The 19954-nt window shown below is 41.9% G+C and carries 21 protein-coding genes; 9 read left to right on the plus strand and 12 right to left on the minus strand.

Translation table 11 applies throughout. The features are described from left to right. The first annotated feature begins 114 nt into the window (after positions 1 to 114). From ACXZ1K_RS03595 to ACXZ1K_RS03625, 7 genes are all read left to right on the plus strand, one after another. A complete protein-coding gene (locus tag ACXZ1K_RS03595) occupies positions 115 to 513 on the plus strand; it encodes an HYC_CC_PP family protein (RefSeq protein WP_458972013.1) in 399 nt (132 codons plus the stop codon). Between the two features lie 70 nt (positions 514 to 583). Further along, the gene (locus tag ACXZ1K_RS03600) at positions 584 to 1120 is read left to right on the plus strand and encodes a heavy-metal-associated domain-containing protein (RefSeq protein ID WP_458972014.1); all 537 of its coding nucleotides are present in this window, start codon (positions 584 to 586) and stop codon (positions 1118 to 1120) included. Positions 1121 to 1127: 7 nt separating this feature from the next. Continuing rightward, positions 1128 to 1934 (plus strand): hypothetical protein, encoded by an 807-nt coding sequence (locus tag ACXZ1K_RS03605; protein WP_458972015.1) that lies wholly within the window; start codon positions 1128 to 1130, stop codon positions 1932 to 1934. A gap of 75 nt (positions 1935 to 2009) precedes the next feature. Beyond that, positions 2010 to 2585, plus strand: coding sequence for a YceI family protein (locus ACXZ1K_RS03610; RefSeq protein WP_458972016.1), 576 nt, complete (start codon positions 2010 to 2012; stop codon positions 2583 to 2585). Positions 2586 to 2639: 54 nt separating this feature from the next. Beyond that, positions 2640 to 3467: a 4,5-DOPA-extradiol-dioxygenase gene (ygiD, locus tag ACXZ1K_RS03615; RefSeq protein ID WP_458972017.1), complete on the plus strand. Its 828-nt coding sequence runs from the start codon at positions 2640 to 2642 to the stop codon at positions 3465 to 3467. A gap of 92 nt (positions 3468 to 3559) precedes the next feature. Further along, positions 3560 to 4729, plus strand: coding sequence for a hypothetical protein (locus tag ACXZ1K_RS03620; protein ID WP_458972018.1), 1170 nt, complete (start codon positions 3560 to 3562; stop codon positions 4727 to 4729). A gap of 100 nt (positions 4730 to 4829) precedes the next feature. Continuing rightward, on the plus strand, positions 4830 to 7196 hold the full coding sequence (locus ACXZ1K_RS03625) for a S9 family peptidase (RefSeq protein ID WP_458972019.1): 2367 nt from the start codon (positions 4830 to 4832) through the stop codon (positions 7194 to 7196). A gap of 30 nt (positions 7197 to 7226) precedes the next feature. On the opposite strand, the gene ACXZ1K_RS03630 is transcribed toward ACXZ1K_RS03625, so the two are convergent. The 8 genes from ACXZ1K_RS03630 to ACXZ1K_RS03665 all read right to left on the minus strand — a co-directional run bounded on the left by ACXZ1K_RS03630 (position 7227) and on the right by ACXZ1K_RS03665 (position 16156). Next, positions 7227 to 7475 carry a DUF6952 family protein gene (locus ACXZ1K_RS03630; RefSeq protein WP_458972020.1) on the minus strand — a complete coding sequence of 83 codons (249 nt, stop codon included), beginning with the start codon at positions 7473 to 7475 and terminating at the stop codon, positions 7227 to 7229. After that, the gene (locus ACXZ1K_RS03635) at positions 7475 to 7783 is read right to left on the minus strand and encodes a thioredoxin family protein (protein WP_458972021.1); all 309 of its coding nucleotides are present in this window, start codon (positions 7781 to 7783) and stop codon (positions 7475 to 7477) included. The genes ACXZ1K_RS03630 and ACXZ1K_RS03635 overlap by 1 nt, the downstream gene beginning before the upstream one ends. A gap of 15 nt (positions 7784 to 7798) precedes the next feature. Then, on the minus strand, positions 7799 to 8431 hold the full coding sequence (locus ACXZ1K_RS03640; protein WP_458972022.1) for a redoxin domain-containing protein: 633 nt from the start codon (positions 8429 to 8431) through the stop codon (positions 7799 to 7801). Between the two features lie 347 nt (positions 8432 to 8778). Next, the gene (locus tag ACXZ1K_RS03645; protein WP_458972023.1) at positions 8779 to 11367 is read right to left on the minus strand and encodes a phosphoenolpyruvate carboxylase; all 2589 of its coding nucleotides are present in this window, start codon (positions 11365 to 11367) and stop codon (positions 8779 to 8781) included. Between the two features lie 242 nt (positions 11368 to 11609). Further along, positions 11610 to 13157 carry a DHA2 family efflux MFS transporter permease subunit gene (locus ACXZ1K_RS03650; RefSeq protein ID WP_458972024.1) on the minus strand — a complete coding sequence of 516 codons (1548 nt, stop codon included), beginning with the start codon at positions 13155 to 13157 and terminating at the stop codon, positions 11610 to 11612. A 3-nt stretch (positions 13158 to 13160) separates the two neighbouring features. Beyond that, entirely contained in the window at positions 13161 to 14204 is a 1044-nt protein-coding gene (locus ACXZ1K_RS03655) for an HlyD family secretion protein (protein ID WP_458972025.1), read from the minus strand. A gap of 18 nt (positions 14205 to 14222) precedes the next feature. Next, complete coding sequence (locus ACXZ1K_RS03660; RefSeq protein WP_458972026.1) at positions 14223 to 15539, minus strand: TolC family protein; 1317 nt, start codon at positions 15537 to 15539, stop codon at positions 14223 to 14225. Next, positions 15536 to 16156, minus strand: a complete 621-nt coding sequence (locus ACXZ1K_RS03665; RefSeq protein ID WP_458972027.1) for a TetR/AcrR family transcriptional regulator — start codon at positions 16154 to 16156, stop codon at positions 15536 to 15538. Before ACXZ1K_RS03665 ends, ACXZ1K_RS03660 begins: the two co-directional genes overlap by 4 nt. Positions 16157 to 16343: 187 nt before the next feature. Between ACXZ1K_RS03665 and ACXZ1K_RS03670 the strand changes: the two genes are divergently transcribed. Then, positions 16344 to 16670, plus strand: a complete 327-nt coding sequence (locus ACXZ1K_RS03670; protein ID WP_458972028.1) for a DMT family transporter — start codon at positions 16344 to 16346, stop codon at positions 16668 to 16670. A 79-nt stretch (positions 16671 to 16749) separates the two neighbouring features. On the opposite strand, the gene ACXZ1K_RS03675 is transcribed toward ACXZ1K_RS03670, so the two are convergent. Together ACXZ1K_RS03675 and ACXZ1K_RS03680 are read right to left on the minus strand one after the other, a co-directional pair. Continuing rightward, complete coding sequence (locus ACXZ1K_RS03675; protein ID WP_458972029.1) at positions 16750 to 17298, minus strand: DUF2911 domain-containing protein; 549 nt, start codon at positions 17296 to 17298, stop codon at positions 16750 to 16752. Between the two features lie 22 nt (positions 17299 to 17320). Beyond that, the gene (locus tag ACXZ1K_RS03680; RefSeq protein ID WP_458972030.1) at positions 17321 to 17503 is read right to left on the minus strand and encodes a hypothetical protein; all 183 of its coding nucleotides are present in this window, start codon (positions 17501 to 17503) and stop codon (positions 17321 to 17323) included. Positions 17504 to 17834: 331 nt separating this feature from the next. Here ACXZ1K_RS03680 and ACXZ1K_RS03685 point away from each other — a divergent pair, with 331 nt between their 5' ends. Continuing rightward, a complete protein-coding gene (locus ACXZ1K_RS03685; protein WP_458972031.1) occupies positions 17835 to 18230 on the plus strand; it encodes a VOC family protein in 396 nt (131 codons plus the stop codon). A gap of 4 nt (positions 18231 to 18234) precedes the next feature. On the opposite strand, the gene ACXZ1K_RS03690 is transcribed toward ACXZ1K_RS03685, so the two are convergent. Beyond that, on the minus strand, positions 18235 to 18741 hold the full coding sequence (locus tag ACXZ1K_RS03690; protein ID WP_458972032.1) for a DinB family protein: 507 nt from the start codon (positions 18739 to 18741) through the stop codon (positions 18235 to 18237). Further along, positions 18722 to 19942, minus strand: a complete 1221-nt coding sequence (locus ACXZ1K_RS03695) for a sensor histidine kinase (RefSeq protein ID WP_458972033.1) — start codon at positions 19940 to 19942, stop codon at positions 18722 to 18724. Before ACXZ1K_RS03695 ends, ACXZ1K_RS03690 begins: the two co-directional genes overlap by 20 nt. Positions 19943 to 19954: the final 12 nt, after the last annotated feature.

Raw genomic sequence — 19954 nt, forward strand, 5'->3', positions numbered from 1 at the left:
CTTATTGGTTTGGCTAAGTTAATATTTTACTTTCTATCCACAGACACTACGGCAGTTGAACAATAATTTTTCGTTAGCTTTGTTTAATAGATCGAAATCAGTCAATAACATAAATTGAAGTTACAGCAAAAGATAGCCGCGGCATTGTGTGCCTTTTACCTGATCAGCATGATTGGGCTGGCTATCAATATGCATTTTTGTGGCGGAAAACTGTCTTCTGTAAAGATTGATAAGGTGGCTACCTGCCCCGCATGTAAGGAAGATAAGAAAGTAACCAAGGAACACGATTGCTGTAAGACCAGATCAGTAGAGGCTAAAATAAAAGACAGTCACCAGGCAGGAGTTAAAGTCAAACTTCCTGCTGATTTTAGCCTTCAGTTATTTTTGGGACAGCATTTCTCCTCCCTGGCAAACAAAGCAGTTGCCAGTCTGCCGGCAAGGGGCTTCAATAAAGCACCACCATTATCCGCTATCCTTTCCCTCCATATTTTCAATTGTATTTTCAGGAATTAGGCCTGTTCTAAATTTTAACAGATCACCTTCGGGTAATTCGTGCCATTTTAAAATTATTTAGACATTCATCATGAAAATTATAAAATACTTGCTGCTATTGCTATTGGCAGTACCATTTAAGCAATCGTTTGCACAACAAATTTCAACTGCAGAACTCCAGGTTAACGGACTAACTTGCTCTATGTGTTCGCAGGCCACAGAAAAATCATTAAAAACACTTGGCTTTGTGGAGTCCATTAAGCCTGATTTGAATACCAACACCTTTAACATCAAGTTTAGAAAGGACCGTCCGGTAAACATAGACCTGATCAGGAAAAAAGTACAAGATGCAGGTTTCTCTGTAGGCAACCTTGCAGCAACAATAAACTTCAGTAATGTCAAAGCAGATGAAAGCGGTCAGCTCCAAATCGGCTCAGATACCTTCAAGATCTTAAACGGTAAAAATAAAGCCTTGAGTGGCGAGGTTAAGGCAGTGATCGTGGATAAGAACTTTGTTCCTACTGCAACGTTCAAACAGAAGTCGGCCCAGTTTAAGGATGACAGCTACCAAAGCGGCTACGGACTGGTTAAAGGAATTAAGACTAGGATTTATCACGTCCTGATTTAACCTGTTTATGAAATACAAAGTTTTTATGCTGGTGTTGCTCTTGTGGAGCAGCACCGGCAAATCCCAGGAGCTATTCGTGTTTTCAGAACCGGCAAGTAACATGCCCTCAAAAGCGATCGGGATAAGACTGACCAATGAGGGAATGAACAATCCGTCTTTTGTTTCTCGGACCATACCAGAGATGATGATCGGGTTTAATAAAAACCTGATGACGCATGCCCAAGCCTTTTTCTCTGATATGGACGGCAACTATAAATTTGAAGGCGGGAGCTTTTACGCAAAGTACAGGTTCCTGTCTAACGATAATTTGCAGCGCCATTTTCGTGGATCAGCATTTATGAGGGTCAGCAAAAGTAACCGGCCAACGTATACCGAAGACATCAACCTGGAGGGCGATAACAGTGGAGTGCAAGGGGGGTTGATCTTTACACAGCTGCTGCACAAACTGGCACTTTCAGCCACTGCCGGGTATGCAAAATCTTTCAGAGATCAGGACCGGCAATTGCTAAACAGGGATGCGCCAAATCAAATGCTTTCCTATAGCTTATCCTCAGGATATTTGTTGTTCCCCGTGGTGTATAAAAATTATCATCAGCCCAATTTCAATCTGTATTTTGAAGTATTGGGTAAAACAAATCCCTTAAACGGGAGGTCTTACGTAGATTTCGCGCCAGCAGTACAAATGGTGCTGAACAGCAAAACAAGGGTTGATTTGGGATACCGATTTGAAGTGGCAGGAAACCTGGCCAGTCGCTATACCCGAAACATGTATCTTGCCCGTGTAGAGTTTAACTTCTTCAATGTTTTAAAGTAAGAAGCATTTCTTACCATACATCAAGTTTAAAGGCAGTCATTCCTACTAACTTTGTACCAAATCAAATTCATCAACATGAAAAAAATATTCTTATTCTTAGTGGCTGTTTCCATCAGCACGGCATCATTTGCACAAACGAAGTGGACAGTAGATCCAGCGCATTCATTTGTAAGTTTTTCGGTAAAACACTTGGGTATTTCCTTTGTAAGTGGTTCATTTAAAAAGTTCGACGGTACATTGGCAGCTGCTAAACCAGATTTAACGGATGCTAAAATCAGCTTCACAGTAGATGTAAACAGCATCAGCACTGATGTTGAACAAAGAGATAAACACTTAAAGTCTAACGATTTCTTTAACGCAGAGACTTATCCTAAAATGACTTTTGAAAGCACTTCTTTGAAGAAATTAAGTGGTGATAATTATGAGTTGAGCGGAAAGTTAACCATTCGTGACGTAACCAAAGATGTAAAGTTTGCTGTAGTTTACGGCGGTATTAAAGATGCCATGGGCGCCACAAAAGCAGGTTTTTCTGCAACTACTACCATCAACCGTTTTGATTACAATGTGAATTATGATTTGGCTGCGGCTGGTGCAAACGTTGGTAAAGACGTTAAGATCACCCTGAATCTTGAATTTGCTAAAGCAAAATAATAAGCAATACGCTTCGCTGGCCTAAAGCTGGCGAAGCCTTTTAAAGCTAAGGTCATGTCGGGTTTATCACAGTTCAAAGCCATTACTTCCAAGTTTCCTATCCAGGAAACCCTGATGCCGGTCCTTTTTATTGGTCACGGTTCTCCGATGAACGGGATAGAAGACAATGAGTTTAGCTTGCAATGGGCGGGTATAGCTAAAGACATCCCGAAGCCCAATGCGGTGCTGGTTGTTTCGGCACACTGGTTTACGAAAGGCACTCATATTACCGCGATGGATTTCCCGCAAACCATTCATGATTTTGGAGGGTTTCCACAAGAACTGTTTGATGTGAATTATCCCGCACCAGGTTCTCCCGACCTGGCAATGGAAACAAAAAAACTGTTGACAGGAGTAGAACTTGGGCTGGATCACGACTGGGGGCTTGACCATGGCGCCTGGACTGTAGTGAGGCACATGTACCCGGATGCAGAGATCCCGGTATTACAACTTAGCATTGATTATACAAAAGATGCCCGGTATCATTATGAACTGGCAAAAGAACTTTATCAGCTGCGCAGAAGAGGCGTGCTAATCTTGGGAAGTGGCAATATGGTCCATAACTTAAGGATCATGAGCTGGGAGATGATCAACGGGGGCGGTTACGACTGGGCCCTGGAGATCAGCGATAAATTCAAAAGTTTAATCCTCAACAATACACACCAGCCACTGATCAATTACCAGTCGCTAGGTAAAGAAGCCATGCTGGCCATCCCAACGCCAGAGCATTATTTACCCTTAATGTATACGCTGGGCTTAAGAACGGAACAAGATGCCATCAGCCTTTTTAACGACAAGGCGGTAGGCGGTTCGCTGACTATGACCTCCGTTAGGATAGGCTAATTGTTAAATTAGGTTAAAACAGAAAATCTACTTCGTAAATAATCGTAAATAAGTGCAAATTAGAGGATATTGCGCTTATAAATACAATAGAAATGAAACGGGGATTTTTTGTGGCTTTGGTTGTCATAGTTTGCTTTGCTTCCGCAAACGCGCAAACCACTAAAACTGGAGTATTGGTGGTTGGAAACACGGCGAATGCCATAGGCGCCGGCATACAATCGGCAAAATCAGGAGTGGCTACGGTTATTTTGATGACGGAGGCAGGATTTAAAGCGCCGATAATTGATTCTGTTGATGCAACCGGTCTGGAGCGCGATTACCTAAAAGCCACAAAGAAAATTGGTCAACAGAACAATGCGAACGACCTGTTGAAAGCCTGGACAGATACCATAAAAAACCTTACTGTAATTAAAAGTGCGAGCTGGACTAAATTTAAAAGATCTGGAAGCGGCTGGGTTGTGGAGTTAAAAGACGGCAAAACCGTCAAAGCCAAAGTGCTGATCGATGCAGACGAATCCGGGAAACTCAAAGAATCACTTCAAATCCAATATCCAGCAGCAAAATCTCAAAGCTTAACCTACGACAACAATTTGTACCGCACCAGCATTTCCTCATCCAACAATGGCGAGGGAGCGCCCAGCATACTTTCCCTGTACCAGTTCTTGATCCCGGAGCAGGAAAACCTGATTGCTTTAGACCCCGCATACCAACGTATTTCTGCTGGTCAGTCCGCCGGTGCAACAGCAGCCTTTGCCGCTTTTTTCGATAAAAAGACTTCCGAAGCCAACTTAAAAAGCATACAGGGAGAACTGATCAATTTCAAACTGTCATTGATTCCCTTTGCTGATGTTACTGATTTGGACAGCAATTGGAAAGCCATACAATATGTGGGATTAAGCGGGATATTGAAAGCAGAGCTTAAGGGCGGTAAAGCGCTTTTCCATCCAGAAAGCCAAGTTTCTACACAGGAGATCAAGCAGCCATTTAAAGACTATTTCTACAAAGCGCAGATTTGGTTCGACGATTATAAGGCAGAACAAATGACGATTGGCTCGGCCCTGGAACTGATCTGCTACACCGGCGGTAAAATGCCCCAAACCATCAGAGCAGAAGTTTTAAAAAATTGGAATAAGCTGTACAAGTTTAAAACAACATTTGATGAGAAGCGGGTAATTACCCGGAGGGAATTCTCGGTTCTTTTACACAGCTATAATAACCCTTTTAACGTTAACGTAGACAAAACTGGTCGTATTGCCAGGTAATTCTTAATGTAACAATCATAAAATCTTCGTTTTCTTGTAAGCAGGGCTGTGCAGTTTTCCATAAATTGCGCTTATCACCCAAACTAACAGAGAAAACACCATGAAAAAATACCTGTTCCTGCTATTTTTTATTGTTTCAGTTGGCAAAGCTCAGCAATTGGCGCCGCTCACTGTAGAAAAAATCATGAGAGATCCCAAATGGATGGGCGTTGCACCAAGCAACTACCGCTGGTCGGCCGATAGCAAGAAAGTATTTTTTAACTGGAATCCGGAAAACAAAGACAAAGACCAGCTGTACAGCATCAGCATCTCCAACAGTAAACCACAAAAAGAAGATGAAAAAGGGATGGATAAGGTAATTGGTCCCAATTATACCTACAACACCAGCAACACCTCAGCCTTGTATGAAAAAGGAGGGGACATCTATCTCTACAATCCGAAAACAAAAGCAGAACAGAGACTAACAAATACGGTCGACAGAGAGAGCGGGCCACGCTTTCTAAGTAACGGTAATATATCCTACCAAAGAGGCGACAATCTTTTCCTGATAGATCTAACAACCAATGAGACCAAACAGTTGACTAATTTTGTAAAAGGTAAAAGAGCACCCAACCCAGAAAAAAAGCCAGTTACCGAACAAAATACCTGGTTAAAGGAAGATCAGGGCCAACTGTTTGATGTATTGAAGAAAGACAAGAAAGCAGTTTCGCCCGCGCGTTTTGGATTTGGAAGAAACACAACCGCTGCCGCAGAAAAAACGATCAAGCCCATTTACCTTGAAGATAAATTTATGACCGGATTAGTGGTTAGTCCGGATGGCAGGTATGTGACGTACCGCCTGGTTAACATGCCTGCCACAGGCCAAAATACCATTGTGCCTAACTATGTTACCGCCAGTGGTTATACCGAAGATATCCCGGGGCGCACTAAAGTAGGAGAGCCCATGCCTACGTATGAGAATTACATTTACGACAATCAAAAGGACACAGTTTACACCATACATACCGGGCAAATCCCCGGTATTAAAGACCTGCCAGATTACGTAAAGGACTATCCAAAACAACTGGAAGAGCGAAAAAAGAAAAATGAAGATAGGGCTGTAAATCTTTCCGGGCCTTTCTGGAACGATGCTGGTACAACAGCTATTGTCGTTGCAGATGCGTTAGATAACAAAGATTTGTGGATCCTTAAACTGGATGTCGCCACAGGAAACCTAAGCTTAGTAGACCGTCAGCGTGACGAAGCCTGGATCGGCGGTCCGGGTGTTGGTGCCAGAAACTTGGGCTGGTTAAACAACAACCAGATCTATTATCAGAGTGAGGCAACTGGTTATTCACACCTGTATCTGGCCAATGTGGCCACTGGCGAGAAGAAGCAGTTAACCTCAGGAAAATGGGAGGTACAAAGCTTGCAATTGTCCAAAGACAAGAAGACGTTTTACATCACGGGAAACAAAGAACACCCGGGCATTACGCATTTCTATAAATTAAATGCCCAGGGGGGAGCATTGCAGCAAATTACCAGCATGAAGGGCGGTAACGAAGTAACCCTGTCGCCAGACGAGAAATGGATTGCCATCAACTATTCCTACATGGACAAACCCTGGGAGCTGTACCTGCAAGAAAATAAAGCAGGAGCCAAAGCGGTTCAAATTACCAATTCCTCATCCGCAGAATTCAGTTCCTACAAATGGCGCCAGCCAGATATGGTGTCGTTTAAAAACCGGTACGGCTCAGATGTGTACGCTAGAGTATACCCTGCAAAAAATCCACATCCCAACAGACCTGCTGTGGTGTTTGTACATGGTGCGGGGTACCTGCAAAATGTTCATTTCTGGTGGAGCCAATACTTCCGCGAATACATGTTCAATAATTTTCTGGCGGATAACGGTTATACCGTTATTGATATCGATTACACAGCCAGCTCTGGATACGGCAGAGATCTCCGCACAGGCATTTACAGGCATATGGGCGGCAAAGACCTCACCGATCAAGTTGATGGCGTTAAAATGCTAGTAGAGAAGTATAATGTAGACCCTAAGCATGTCGGCCTTTACGGCGGCTCTTACGGCGGCTTCATTACGCTCATGGCATTGTTTACAGAACCAGATGTATTTGTCAGCGGCGCCGGATTAAGATCGGTGACTGATTGGGCACATTACAACCATGGCTACACCGCCAATATTTTGAACGAGCCTTATAATGATGAGCTGGCTTACAAAAGAAGTTCCCCAATCTATTTTGCAAATGGCTTGAAAGGGAACTTATTGATGTGCCATGGGATGGTAGATGTGAACGTACATTTTCAAGACATTGTCCGCCTGTCGCAACGCCTAATAGAATTGGGCAAAAATAATTGGGAGCTGGCAGTATATCCGGTTGAGGACCATGGCTTTGTTGAGCCCAGCAGCTGGACAGATGAATATAAGCGGATCTTTAAATTATTTGAAACTACACTGAAGAAATAGAAAAGGTCCGGCTTACGCCGGACCTTAATTTTATTTATCTATAGATCCCATTACTTTCTGGGAGAATGCATTGAGCGCATCTTTTTCAAGGGCTCCTGCATTTACACTGGCATGAACTTCTAAGGCCCCGCAGATGTTGGTGATGAGCTCACCTGCTACGTCAATCTCGTGCTCATTTACGCCCCTGAACTCGCAAAATGCTTCCAGGACATTCAATGTAGCTTCAAGATCTTCAGGATTGCTATTTTGAAACAGCTGTCTGATTACTGGAATCTTCATTATTTTATTTTATCAAATAACTCGTTCAACAATTCTGCTTTGTTGGTTTGCACCTGGTGTACCAGTTGACCATTCTCAAAGGCAGCAAATGTTGGCAGATTATCAACGTTTGCCAGTTTTCGTGAATTGGGAAGCTTTTCCGCATCAACGATTAAAAATGCAACGTCATCGTTTTCTGCTGCCAGCTTTTTAAACTTCGGCTTCATGATCCTGCAGTTACCGCACCATGATGCCGCATACTGAACCATTACCTTTTTATTATCGGCAACATACGCTTGCAGGTTGTCTTCTGTTAATTCTTGAAACATCGCTTTTGTGTTTAATTAGTGAGCACTTAAATACTCAGCAACACCGCTTCTGTTGGCGTTCATTGCTTCTTTTCCTTCTTCCCAGTTAGCAGGGCAAACTTCACCATGTGTTTGAACATGACTGTAAGCATCTATTAAGCGAAGGTATTCTTTTACGTTTCTACCCAATGGCATATCGTTTACGCTTTCGTGGAACACTTTACCTGTTTCGTCAATTAAATAGGTAGCTCTGAAAGTAACGTTTGAACCAGAAAATGATTCGTTTCCTTCTTCATCATAAGTTACATCTTGTTCTACAATGCCTAAGATATTAGCCAAATGCCTGTGGGTATCTGCAAGGATAGGGTATGTTACGCCTTCAATACCGCCATTGTCTTTTGGTGTATTTAACCAAGCAAAATGAACTTCGTTGGTATCGCAAGAAGCACCAATTACGATGGTATTTCTTTTTTCAAATTCTGGCAATGCTTCTTGAAAAGCATGAAGCTCTGTTGGACAAACAAAAGTGAAATCTTTAGGATACCAGAACAACAACACTTTGCTTTCTCTGTTTACTGCTTCTTCAAATACATTAATTTTCAAGTCATCGCCCATTTCGGACATTGCATCAATACTTACACTAGGGAACTTTCTACCAACTATTGCCATAATTATATTTCTTTTAATATTTATTTTCGGCAAAGGTAAGGCTATTGCGCTACACTGGCAACGCCATTTCAGTAATTCAGGATACTTATTGTTGATGCCCGTATAGAGAAAATCTATATCTATCTAAAAGATTATAATAGGTTTGACTAACAGATTGTAGAACTTACCAAGCTAACCTGAAATGGCGACACACCAGGAGTTGGTAGCGGCGACAAGCACTACTTCCGTTGAATGAAGTAAATGTCACTGCGAGGAACGAAGCAATCTCTTCATGTGGATGAGATTGCTTCGTCCTCGCAATGACGACTCTATGATCGACGACAATGTTATATCAATATAACAAATTTTTACGCCAAATTCCTGCCTGCGTTAACGATACCGTAAACGGTTCTTATCGCCAGTTTCTCTAAAGATTGTTGTTCTTGCTCTGGTAACTCTTCCTGAAGACGTTCCAAAGCATAATGTTGGATCAGCACCAATGGCAGCACAATCTTTTCTCTCACAGCTATGGAGCGCTTCTCAGCAGGATAATTCTCCATCAAGCTCTCATGGCCTGATAACTTAAGTAGCATGCGTTTAGAAAGCTCAAATTCATCAAACAACATCTTCCAGAATGCACCATATTCTTTATCATTTGCAAAGTGGGCAGTGATCGCGAAATCTGATTTGCTCATAGACATCTGGCAGTTTTCTACTATTGTTTTGAAGTACCCAGACTCGTTGTAAGTTTCTACCAGTTTATCCCAGTTGCCTTTCTTTTCCTGATTAGCCAGCGCAGTTCCTACACCAAAAAAGCCAGGAATATTTTGTTTCAATTGGCTCCATGCAGTAACAAAACTAATGGCACGTAAGTCCTCCAGTTTTAGGGCTTCGCCCGAATTTCTTTTCACCGGCCTGCTGCTAATGGTTATTTTAGACAATAGGGTTAGTGGCGAGAATTTCTCCAGGTAACTTAAAAACAACGGATGTTTTCTCAATGAAACAAAGGCATCAAAACTATCGTTGGCCATTTCATCCAGCAGGCACTTGTGTATCGGATCTAACAGGATGTTGTGCTTTTCCCTGATGCCCGCAGAAATCCCTGCATTAATCAATTGCTCAATATTAAACTCAGCGCTGTTGATAGAGCCATATTGTGAACTGATGGTTTGCCCTTGCACTGTTAGCTGGATGTTTTTGTTCGCAATTTCTTTACCCATGGATGCGTAGAAACGATGTGTTTTACCACCGCCTCTTGAAGGTGGGCCACCGCGACCGTCAAAGAACGCCAGCTGGATATTGTGTTTGTTTGCGGTCTCTGTTAAGGCAACTTTAGCATTAAAGATAGACCAGTTGGCCATCAAATAACCACCATCTTTTGTACTGTCGGAGAAGCCCAGCATGATGTCTTGCTTGTTGCCTCTGGACTCCAAATGTTTCTTATAAAACGGATGTGAATATAGGGTTTCCATAATCTCTGCAGCACCTGATAGGTCATGTACTGTTTCAAATAGGGGTACAAAGTCGATGGTCAGATTATTCTCCTGCCAGCCGTTCCATAAGAACAACTCAATGAGCTGTAAAATATCACTTGCTTGCTGACAGTTGCTGATAATGAACCTATGGCAAGCCAGTTCTCCGTTGCTCTCCTGTATTTGTTTTACCTCGGCGATGGTTTGTAGCGTATCTTCAGTTAATGAATCACCCTTCTCTCCATAAATAACCTTTGCACTCTTAAAGGAAAGCACCTTTATTTTTTCCTCTTCACTTAGCTCGTCATAGTTCTCCGGGAATAGCGAAATGATCGGTTTGCTTTGTCTGCAATAAGCATGAACTTTCCTTAAAACGCGACTGTCCTGCCTGATGTCTAAAGAAGCAAAATGACAACCATACAATTCCACCTTGCGGATCAAACCGGAAACCAAGTCGGCAAATAGCCCGTCATGGTCTTTATCCAGGATCGCTTTGATATCTGATAAATGCCTGATCACATCATCAGCAATGTTTTTATGGTCAATGTTTGGATCAAAAGCATTCTTGTAAAGGATGTCCTGAACTATAGCAATTGAATCTTCAACCCCCCTAAAGGTGATTCTCCTTTTTAGGTTTCGGAAGTCGCGATAATAGCAACGGAACAGGATTTGTCTCAACATTTTAGACACCTGTATGGTAGAGTCGGTATGCACATTAGGGTTACCGTCCCTGTCACCTCCTGGCCAAAAGCCTAGTTCTATGATCTTCTTTGGCGACAAGCTGAAGTCGTTCAATGTTTTGTCAATACCAGACTGGATATTGGCTGCGGCAAAATAGAAAACGTTTTCCAGGTACCAGGCCAGGCTTAGCGCCTCATCAACCGGTGTTGGCGATTTTTTATTGAAGAATGGTGTCTTTCCCAACTGTTGCAACAACAGGTGTATGGTAGAGATTTCATTGGTCTTAATCGCCGTGGTCAGGTCAGTAATGATGGACAATACACTACCCGGGTAAAACTGGGTAGGATGCGCGGTAAGTACCAATCGTAAAGAAAACTCTTCAATCAAGGCGGCTATCTTATCGCTTAACTGATGGTTGTCTACACCTTTCTTTAAGTAGGAAAGCAAGGCATTTTCCTCATCATCGGCATTTAACTTGTTGAACGAAGCATCCTCTACCGCATCAAACAATACCACCTGTCTTTCAATGTATTGAATAAAGCGGAACAGCAAGTCAATAATGTCCTTATTGGTGTTATGCTGCGTATACTTCTTAAAAAAAGCCGTAATAATTTTGTCTGGTGTTTCGTGGTTTACTACGCCTTCTTCACAAAATTTAATAAATAATGGAAGTAAAGTTCCCGTGTCTTTAATCTTGTAAAAAGGTAGCGTAAGAAAAAGGCTGTTGTAGAGTTCAAATCTGGATACAACCTCGTTGTTAAATACGGATTCTCTCTGGCCTTTTGCGCGTTGTTTCTGCATCATATTTGAAGGTAATTTTTCGCGCTTAAGCTACCAAAAATGCAGCAAAAAAAAGACCCCAAAGGCATACTAAATTAAATTTGATTTTTTAGCAAAAAGTAATTAACTTAGTCACATAGGACTTAAACAAATCCTTTTTAATCGTTTCGCTGTTTCTAGCATTAAAACACAGATAGCGAGTGAGTTAATTGTAAAAATTTTTTGGGTAAAAGAAAGGCGTTAAGTAATCTTAACGCCTTTTCTATTTAATGTGAATCTACAGGCAACTGTACATTCTTCTTAAACTTTTGAAGATACAACAGTGGAATAGAGCACAACATGATCAAACCGGCAACCCAGTAGGCATCATTGTAAGTGAGTAACAATACTTGTTTCGTCAGCGTTCCTTCAATGGCTTTTGCCGAAAGGATCTTCGCATCCAGGTAAGTATATCCTTTGGCCATAAAATTCTTGATGAAGCCGTTGAAGCGATCGGTAAATGCCGGATTATATTCGTTGATGTTCACCAATAAGTTACTCCTGTGAAAACCCTGACGGATGTGAATCAAGGTAGTCAACGAAGCAATACCAAATGATCCGCCCAGCTGTCTCATCATGTTGTTTAATCCGGAACCCTGACCAATTTCAGGACCTTTCAAATCCTGTATCGCCAATGTAGTTAGCGGAACAAATAACAAGGCCATACCCACTCCCCTTACCATCAATGGTAAAAAGAAGTCGTTGGTGCCTGATTGTAATGTAGAGTTGCTCAGCATCGAACAGAATACAAAGAACAGGAACATCCCAATGGTGGCCATAAATTGCGCGGGAATATTTTTCTTCAACATGATCCCAATGAAAGGCATCATGACAATGGTACATAGTCCGCCCGGAAATAACAACTCACCTGTCTGCAGGGCAGAGAAACCTAGTAAATTCTGACAGAATATCGGGAATACGAATACTGACCCATACAAACCGAAACCAAGAACAAAGGAAGTAAACATACCAACAGAGAAACTCCTGTGCCTCATGATCTTAAAGTTTACGATCGGGTGATCGGTCGTCATCTCTCTCCAGATGAACAGTAGGAGGCCAACTACCGATGTTACAGCAAGGGCGGTAATGTAAGGTGTTGCAAACCAATCCTCACTTTCGCCTTTTTCAAGCAAAGTCTGTAAACTACCTACCGCAATGGCGAGAAGGGCAATACCCCACCAGTCTACCGGCATTCCTTTGCCATCTTTTGGTGTCTCCCTAACAAACATGTACGTACAGTAGGCGGCGAGAATTCCGACGGGAATATTCACATAGAATATCAAAGGCCATGAGCTGATCTCCAATAGATAACCACCAATAGTGGGACCAACAGTTGGTCCTACTACAGCACCTAATCCGAACAAGGCCGTAGCAATACCCACATCTTCACGCGGCCAGGTTTCAATCAGGATTGCCTGTGCTGTGGAGATTAGACCACCACCTGCAAGACCCTGTAGAATCCTGAAGGCGATCAGTTCTTCCAGATTGGTCGCGTTACCGCATAAAAACGATGCTATGGTGAAAAGGATGATAGAAAACAGGAAATAATTCTTTCGGCCAAACCTGCTGCCCAGCCATCCAGACATGGGCAAAATAATTACGTTGGCCACGGCATAACCGGTAGATAGCCATGCCACATCCTCTAGGGTTGCGCCAAGGTTACCTTGTATCTGGGGAATGGCCACATTTACAATGGTCGTATCAATCAGCTCCAATAAGGAGGCTGTGATCACCGTAAAAGTGATTACCCATTTTTTTAAACCTTTTTCGGCCATTATCTAGTCTTTTAAAGAAACAGAAACCTTAACACTCATTCCGGGACGCAGCTTAGCCATCATCTCTTTAGAGGCCTTGGTAATTTTAATTTTAACCGGAACTCTTTGAACAACTTTTACGAAGTTACCTGTAGCATTATCTGGAGGGAGCAGCGATCCTTTTGCTCCTGTAATTGGTGCAAAATTGTAAACCTCTCCTTGTATGTCCTCATCTGGATAAGCATCTACTTCAACTTTTACCTTTAAGCCCGGAGTAATTTCCTCCAATTGGGTTTCTTTAAAGTTGGCAGTTACGTACACACTGTTTTCGTTAACAATAGAAAACAGTGCCTGACCAGCCTGTACCAATTGTCCTTTCTGTACGTTCTTTTTGGAAACGATACCAGAAGATGGCGCTTTGATGTCTGTATAAGAAAGCTGAAGTTTTGCAAAATCTACTTCCGACTGGCGTTGTGTTACGCCGGTATTGCTTACCGCCAATTGCGATTGGGTAGTGCCAACTTGTTTAACGGCAGCAGTGTATTGATCCTTAGCAGCGGTAAAAGCAGCCTGGGCAGATTCCTTTTGCGCTTTAGCCTGGTCAAATTGTTGTTGCGTAATTGAGCCATCTTTAACCAGATTTGCATAACGGTCGTAGTCTTTTTGAGCCAGCATTAATTGTACTCTTGCGGCCTCGATGTTCGCTTTTGCAGTACTGGTATTGGCAGCAGTAGCCGCAATTTGTGATTGTGAGACACCTACACCTGCACTAGCGCCTTGCTGACCGGCCTGTGCTTGTTCCAGCTTTACTTTGTAATCGCTGTCGTCCAGTTTAACCAATACATCACCTTCTTTTACGCTGGTGTTTTCTTCAAACTTGATTTCCTTCACATAACCGCCAACACGGGCAACAACCGGACTGATGTCGCCATCAATTTGTGCATCATCGGTATCAACGTGCTTGCTGTAGTATATATATTCCTTGGTGCCAAAGATGGCGCCTATAACTAAAAGTACCCCTAATATAATCGGTACTACTTTGTTTTTCTTTTTCTTTTCAGTGGTCATTGTGGTATGTTTTGAGAATTAGTTAGCTATTTTTCCTGTTGATTTTAGTAAAGTATAATAGGCAAGTCCGGCATCGGCTTTGGCCAGTTCCAGGTTAATTTTTGCCTGGTATAACAATGTTTCCGCATCAATCCTATCGATGGCAGAGGCCACATTGTTTTTGTATTTAGACGCCAACAGGTTGTCGTTTTCAGTAGCCTGGGCAATGGAAGTTTCTAAAACTTTAATCCTGTTTACTGCCAGCTGATAATCCTGGTAGCTTTTGTTGATCTCGGTTTTAACCTGATCAGAGAAGATGTCTTTCTGGATCACTACATTTTGCTGTTGTATCCTGGCTTCAGAAATTTTGTTCTTATTGGTCCAAAGGTTTCCGATGTTCCAGGATACATTAGCGCCTACAGTAACTGGCATCAGGTACTGGTTAACCGGGGGGATAAAGCTGCCACTTGGGTTAATGTAATAGAGGTTTGCGCCAACACCTACAGTAGGTAAGGTATTCGCTTTAATGGTTTTAATGTTAACTCCTGCAACTTTGTTTTGCAATTCCAGTTGCTGAAGTTCTTGTCTGTTGCTCATGGCTAAATCTATGTAGCTAGTGAGCGAACCGGCAACTTTAACCCCGTTTTCAGGCTCGGAGATTTCTATATTGGTACCTTCGTTAAGGCCTAACAAAATGTCCAGGTTATAGTTGATGATTTTGCGATTGTTCTCAATCTCCATGTCGGTCAACGTCACGTTGGCTTGCTGAAGCTGAAACCTCAGCACATCATTTTTAGTAACGATGCCTTGCTCAAAGAAACGCTGCGATTGTTTGAGCTGACTGGCAATAGACTCCAGGTTTTGTGCAACTACCTTTTTGCTCTGCAACACTTTGTAAAGTGCGTAATAGGTATTGATTACCGCGTAGCTTACTTCCTCTTTGTTTTTATCTGCATCCAACTTGGCCACCTCAGTAAGCAATTTGGTAGATTCCTCTGCATACTTGAATTTACCACCCGCGTAAATCAGTTCCTCAACGGCTGCAGTACCTACAAAAGCATCAGCGCGTTTAGGCAGATGAATAGGGTCACCTCCGCCAATAATTAAGGTGTTGGTTGGAATCTCGGCATGGTTGTATAAAAAAGAAGCCGATGCACTTGGCAGTTTATTGTCCTTCACAATTGCCAGCCTGGAAACTGCCTCATCAATTTTGCTCTGAGCTAATTTCAGGTTCTTGCTATTGGCAATGCCCAGATCAATAGCTTCTGGTAAGCTCAGTTTTTTAACTTCCTGGGCATACATCAGCCCGGGAAGGAGGAGGGTTGGAAGAATTAATTTTAATGTATTGCGTATCATTTTTGGGGTGTTAGGTAAATTGTAACTAGTTCTTTCAGATGGATAATCAGTCGCTCGGTAATAATTTTCCGGTCTTTTGTTTTTTCAATATCAAGGTTTGTTCCTGAGGTGATTTTAGCTGGTGAAGTAGCCACCGCACTTATAGTTCCCATTACCGTGGCAATCAACATGCGTACATCCACTTTTCTAAAGCTTCCATCCGCAATTCCATCATTGATGATGTCCTCAATGATCAGCATGTTTGCCATCATTGCATTCTTAAGCGTGGTAAACATCTCCGGCCGTTGCGGCAAGCTTAATTCCCGTTGCATCATTTTATGAAAAGTGTGGTTGCAAAGAATTCTGTTTGCGTAACGCTCAACTACCAGTAGTAGTTTCTCCATCATCGGCACATCTTTCTGACTAATGGCGCTCAACTGATCGGCGAAATCTTTGATCCTCATGCTCATAATCTCAAAGAATACACCTTCTTTAGAGCCAAAGTAATAATTGATCATGGCCATATTGGCCCCCGCTTCCTTCGCGATTTGACGAGTTGAAGCACCCTCGTAGCCCAGTTCAGAGAACAGCTTTTCTGCTGCTTCTAAAATGCTGGCCTTTTTATCTGCTTTTTCCATCTTCATTTGTGCGACAAAATTAATCAATCGATTGATTAATTATAGTATAATTTGTTAATCGATTGATTAATGACAAATGGCTGACCAAAGCGTATATTGTACACTAAGGGTTGTTCAGGGTGACCGGATGGTTCATTCAAGACCTAATATTAAAAAATTAATACTTTTGCAGCTTAAACACATAACTATGAGTTGGATAATTTTAGTGATCGCAGGACTATTTGAAGTTGGTTTTACCACATGCCTTAAGCTGTCTAACAATTTCTCTAACCTGAAATGGACGATTGGGTTCGCCATTTGCATTAGCCTTAGCTTCTTTTTCTTAAATAAAGCAACACAGGTATTACCGATGGGAACCTCCTATGCAGTGTGGACTGGCATCGGTGCGGTAGGAACAGTTATTATAGGAATTGTTTATTTTCAGGAGCCCGCCAATTTCTGGAGGATATTTTTCATTACCACTTTAATTGGCTCTATCCTTGGCTTAAAATTCTTCGCCGAAGGACATTCATAAAAAAGTTAGGAAACAAAAAAGCCGGATATTTTTATCCGGCTTTGCTATTTCTGATATCGTCAGAAAGATATGTTTTTAACTACTTAATGGTAATAGGCAATGATACAGATGTAGTGTCCCATCCTACAACCAAGTTAGCGCCACCGGCTGCTTCTGTGAATATGATAGATAATGCTTCAACAGGTGCTGCCAATGTTTTAACAGGAACATCAGTCCTTACCACGTCTTTAGATGCATCATATGAGTAAGCACCCCAGCTATGGATTTTGCTGTTGATGATCATTGTCCATTTGTCTTTGTTAGGGATTGCAAATAAGCTATAAGAACCTGCTGCGATTGCTTTTCCACCAATAACTACTGGCTTATAAAAAGTGATCTCGTTAGATTCGTTAGCACCTAAACGGTATACTGCACCAAATTTCTCTAACTCGCCAAATATCACACGGCCTTTTTTCTGAGGTCTTGAATAGATCAGGCGAATAGAAGGAGGAGTGTTTTTTTGGGTAGTGTTTGCAGGAAAATAAGAAAGATCTGCCGGACTGCCATCTAAACCAGGAAATTTAGGGTCCTGAGCATTTGCTGCAATGGTAAATAGGGCAAACATTGCCACTAAAGCTAATTTTTTCATGTTTATATCGGGTTAAGTTAAATTAGTACTCGCGACCTTTAACGATCGAGTTAAGAAAAACTGCACCGAAAATAAAACCCAAAAGGCCTCCAAAAAGCAACCAGCCAAAATGCAATGTAATTGCTGAGGTAGTTAAAATTCCGGCAACCAGGCCTAATACATAATAAATCCAATCGAAGCTGTTGTTATTTTCTTGTTCAGTCATTTTATAAATACTTAATGCCCAAAGATATTGATTTATTTTATTTGCTTATAATTATTATCAAGTAAGTTTGTACGGAGTCGGGACAAGTTCAGGACTGGCTATAGATGCAGTCGAGGCAAATGCTCACCTCATACAGACCTTCTACACGCTTTCTTCACAAAAAAGTCCCTGATTGTGAGTTTGGTGTGAAGCAGGTGTGAACAAAGTGTGAAGAAGCCTACAACTTGTGAAGAACTCATCTCAAATCAATTACGAAGGAAGCTTTTTCAATTTAGACTGGTAAATTCGGCTGCTATTTTATAAGTTTGAACACCAAATAAGAACCCCTATTATGAGAACCCAAATAAATGCCATTACCCTAGCCGCCAACGATTTGCTTAAGCTGAAACACTTTTATGCTACGACATTTGGCTGGGAAATTCACTCAGAAAGTACAGAGATTGTAATGTTCAGGTTAAAAAATGGTTTGATCTTCAGCATTTATAAAGATCAAGATCATGCACGGTACATTGGCAGCCCCGAAGTAGCCACCGGCGCAGCTCCAAAATCATACATTACCATAAATACCAATTCCCTTAAGGAAACAGATGAGATCTTTATGGAATTGGAAAGGAAGTCGGCAAATATTATCAAAAAGCCCGAAAATGTTTTCTGGGGTGGTTATAGAGGGATCATTGCGGATCCTGAAAATAATTATTGGGAAATATGCTTCAACCCGATGGATTAATCCATTACCCTAAATATCGCTCTTTTATGATGGCTGTATGGTGCATGATGTGTCCTGCAACGATGTAAACAATTGCTTTGACCGTAATTTGTCTGCCTGATGCGGTGCCGCTTCGGTTCAATTCTGCTTCGGTTAGTGATTTAATTAGGTATAAATTGGCTTTTCTAAGCAGAGAAAATTCTTCTGAAAAGCTGTTCAGGTTCCTGTCAGAGAAATGTGCATTGGCTACATAATCATCTTCTTCAAAGCCGGGGAGTGCTTGTTGTTCGTTTCTGGCAAAGCAAGTGATGCGGTAAACCAAAATGCGTTCGGTATCAATGATGTGTCCTATCAATTCTTTTATAGTCCATTTTCCCGGGGCATAGGCATGATCGGCACGCTCTTCTAAACTGTGTATGAAATCAGCAAATTCTGTAGCCTGCCTTTCCAGTAGGTCAATGACATCGCCGTCTACAAGTTTGATATAAGTTTCGCCCCAGATGGGGTATTCGTTAGTTTGCGGTCGGTTCATAAGTGATACTGCTTTTTAGAATGATGCGGAAAGTAGTGCCCTTGCCCAGTTCAGAATCTTTTACAAATATTTCTCCGCTATGGTAGTTGTCTATTATTCTCTTGGTGAGGGATAACCCTAATCCCCATCCTCGTTTCCGGGTGGTATAACCGGGTTGGAATACGGCATCAAATTTAGAGCGCGCAATGCCTTTCCCGGTATCTGTTACGTCTATAAAGACTTCTTCTTTAGTGAGGTTCTCAATGATATCAATGGTGATTTTACCCTCATTTTCAATAGCATTGGCTGCATTTTTTAATAGATTTTCAGTTACCCAATCGAACAGCGGTACATTTAACATAGCCCTTACCTGTTCATCACCGGTGATGCTGAAAACTACTTTATCAGATGTGCGCAGTTTGAAATATTCTACAAAATTATGGATTACTGTAAATACCACATGGTCTTCCAAAATAGGCTTAGATCCAATTTTAGAAAAGCGATCGGTGATGACTTCCAACCGCTTGATGTCGTTCTCCATTTCTGCAATGAGGGGATCATCTTCCGCATCAAAGCGGGATTTCATGAGCTCTACCCAGGCCATCAGGGATGATATCGGCGTGCCCAATTGGTGTGCTGTTTCTTTGGCCATACCCACCCATACTTGATCTTGTTCCGCTTTCCTTGCCGAACTAAAGGCCACATAGGCCGTAATTAGAAATAAAGCAATAACGCCCAATTGGATGTATGGAAAGTAACGCAATTGAGTTAGTGTAGGCGAATCTTTATGGTAGATGTACCAGTTGGAGCCATCTAGTCCCAGGCTTTTGATAGGAATGGGAGGATACTGGCTTTTCATCTTTTTCAACTCCCGTTTGAAATAATCGGGATCGTAATTAATGCCGGGTTTCTTTTCTATGTTATAATACGTTTTGGTAGAATCCAAACCTTGAGAGGCCAGGAACTCATCTTTAGAATCGGTTAATATAACCGGTAACTTTGTATTTGCCCTGATCAGATCGATTAGGCCGGTGTAGCGGTCATCATCATACATCATGATGGCTTGTTCCGTTACTTTAACATACAATTGGAACTGCAGGCGCTCTTCGCGCTCCATCTTCTTTACAAAAAAATCACTGTAGAAAACAGAAGCAGCGCCTATTACAATGGCAAATACCAATAGAAAGAATTTCCAGCGCCGCTTTTTTTCGTAAGGGTTCATAGATTATGTAGG

Source organism: Pedobacter jaeyakensis, from assembly GCF_054461315.1.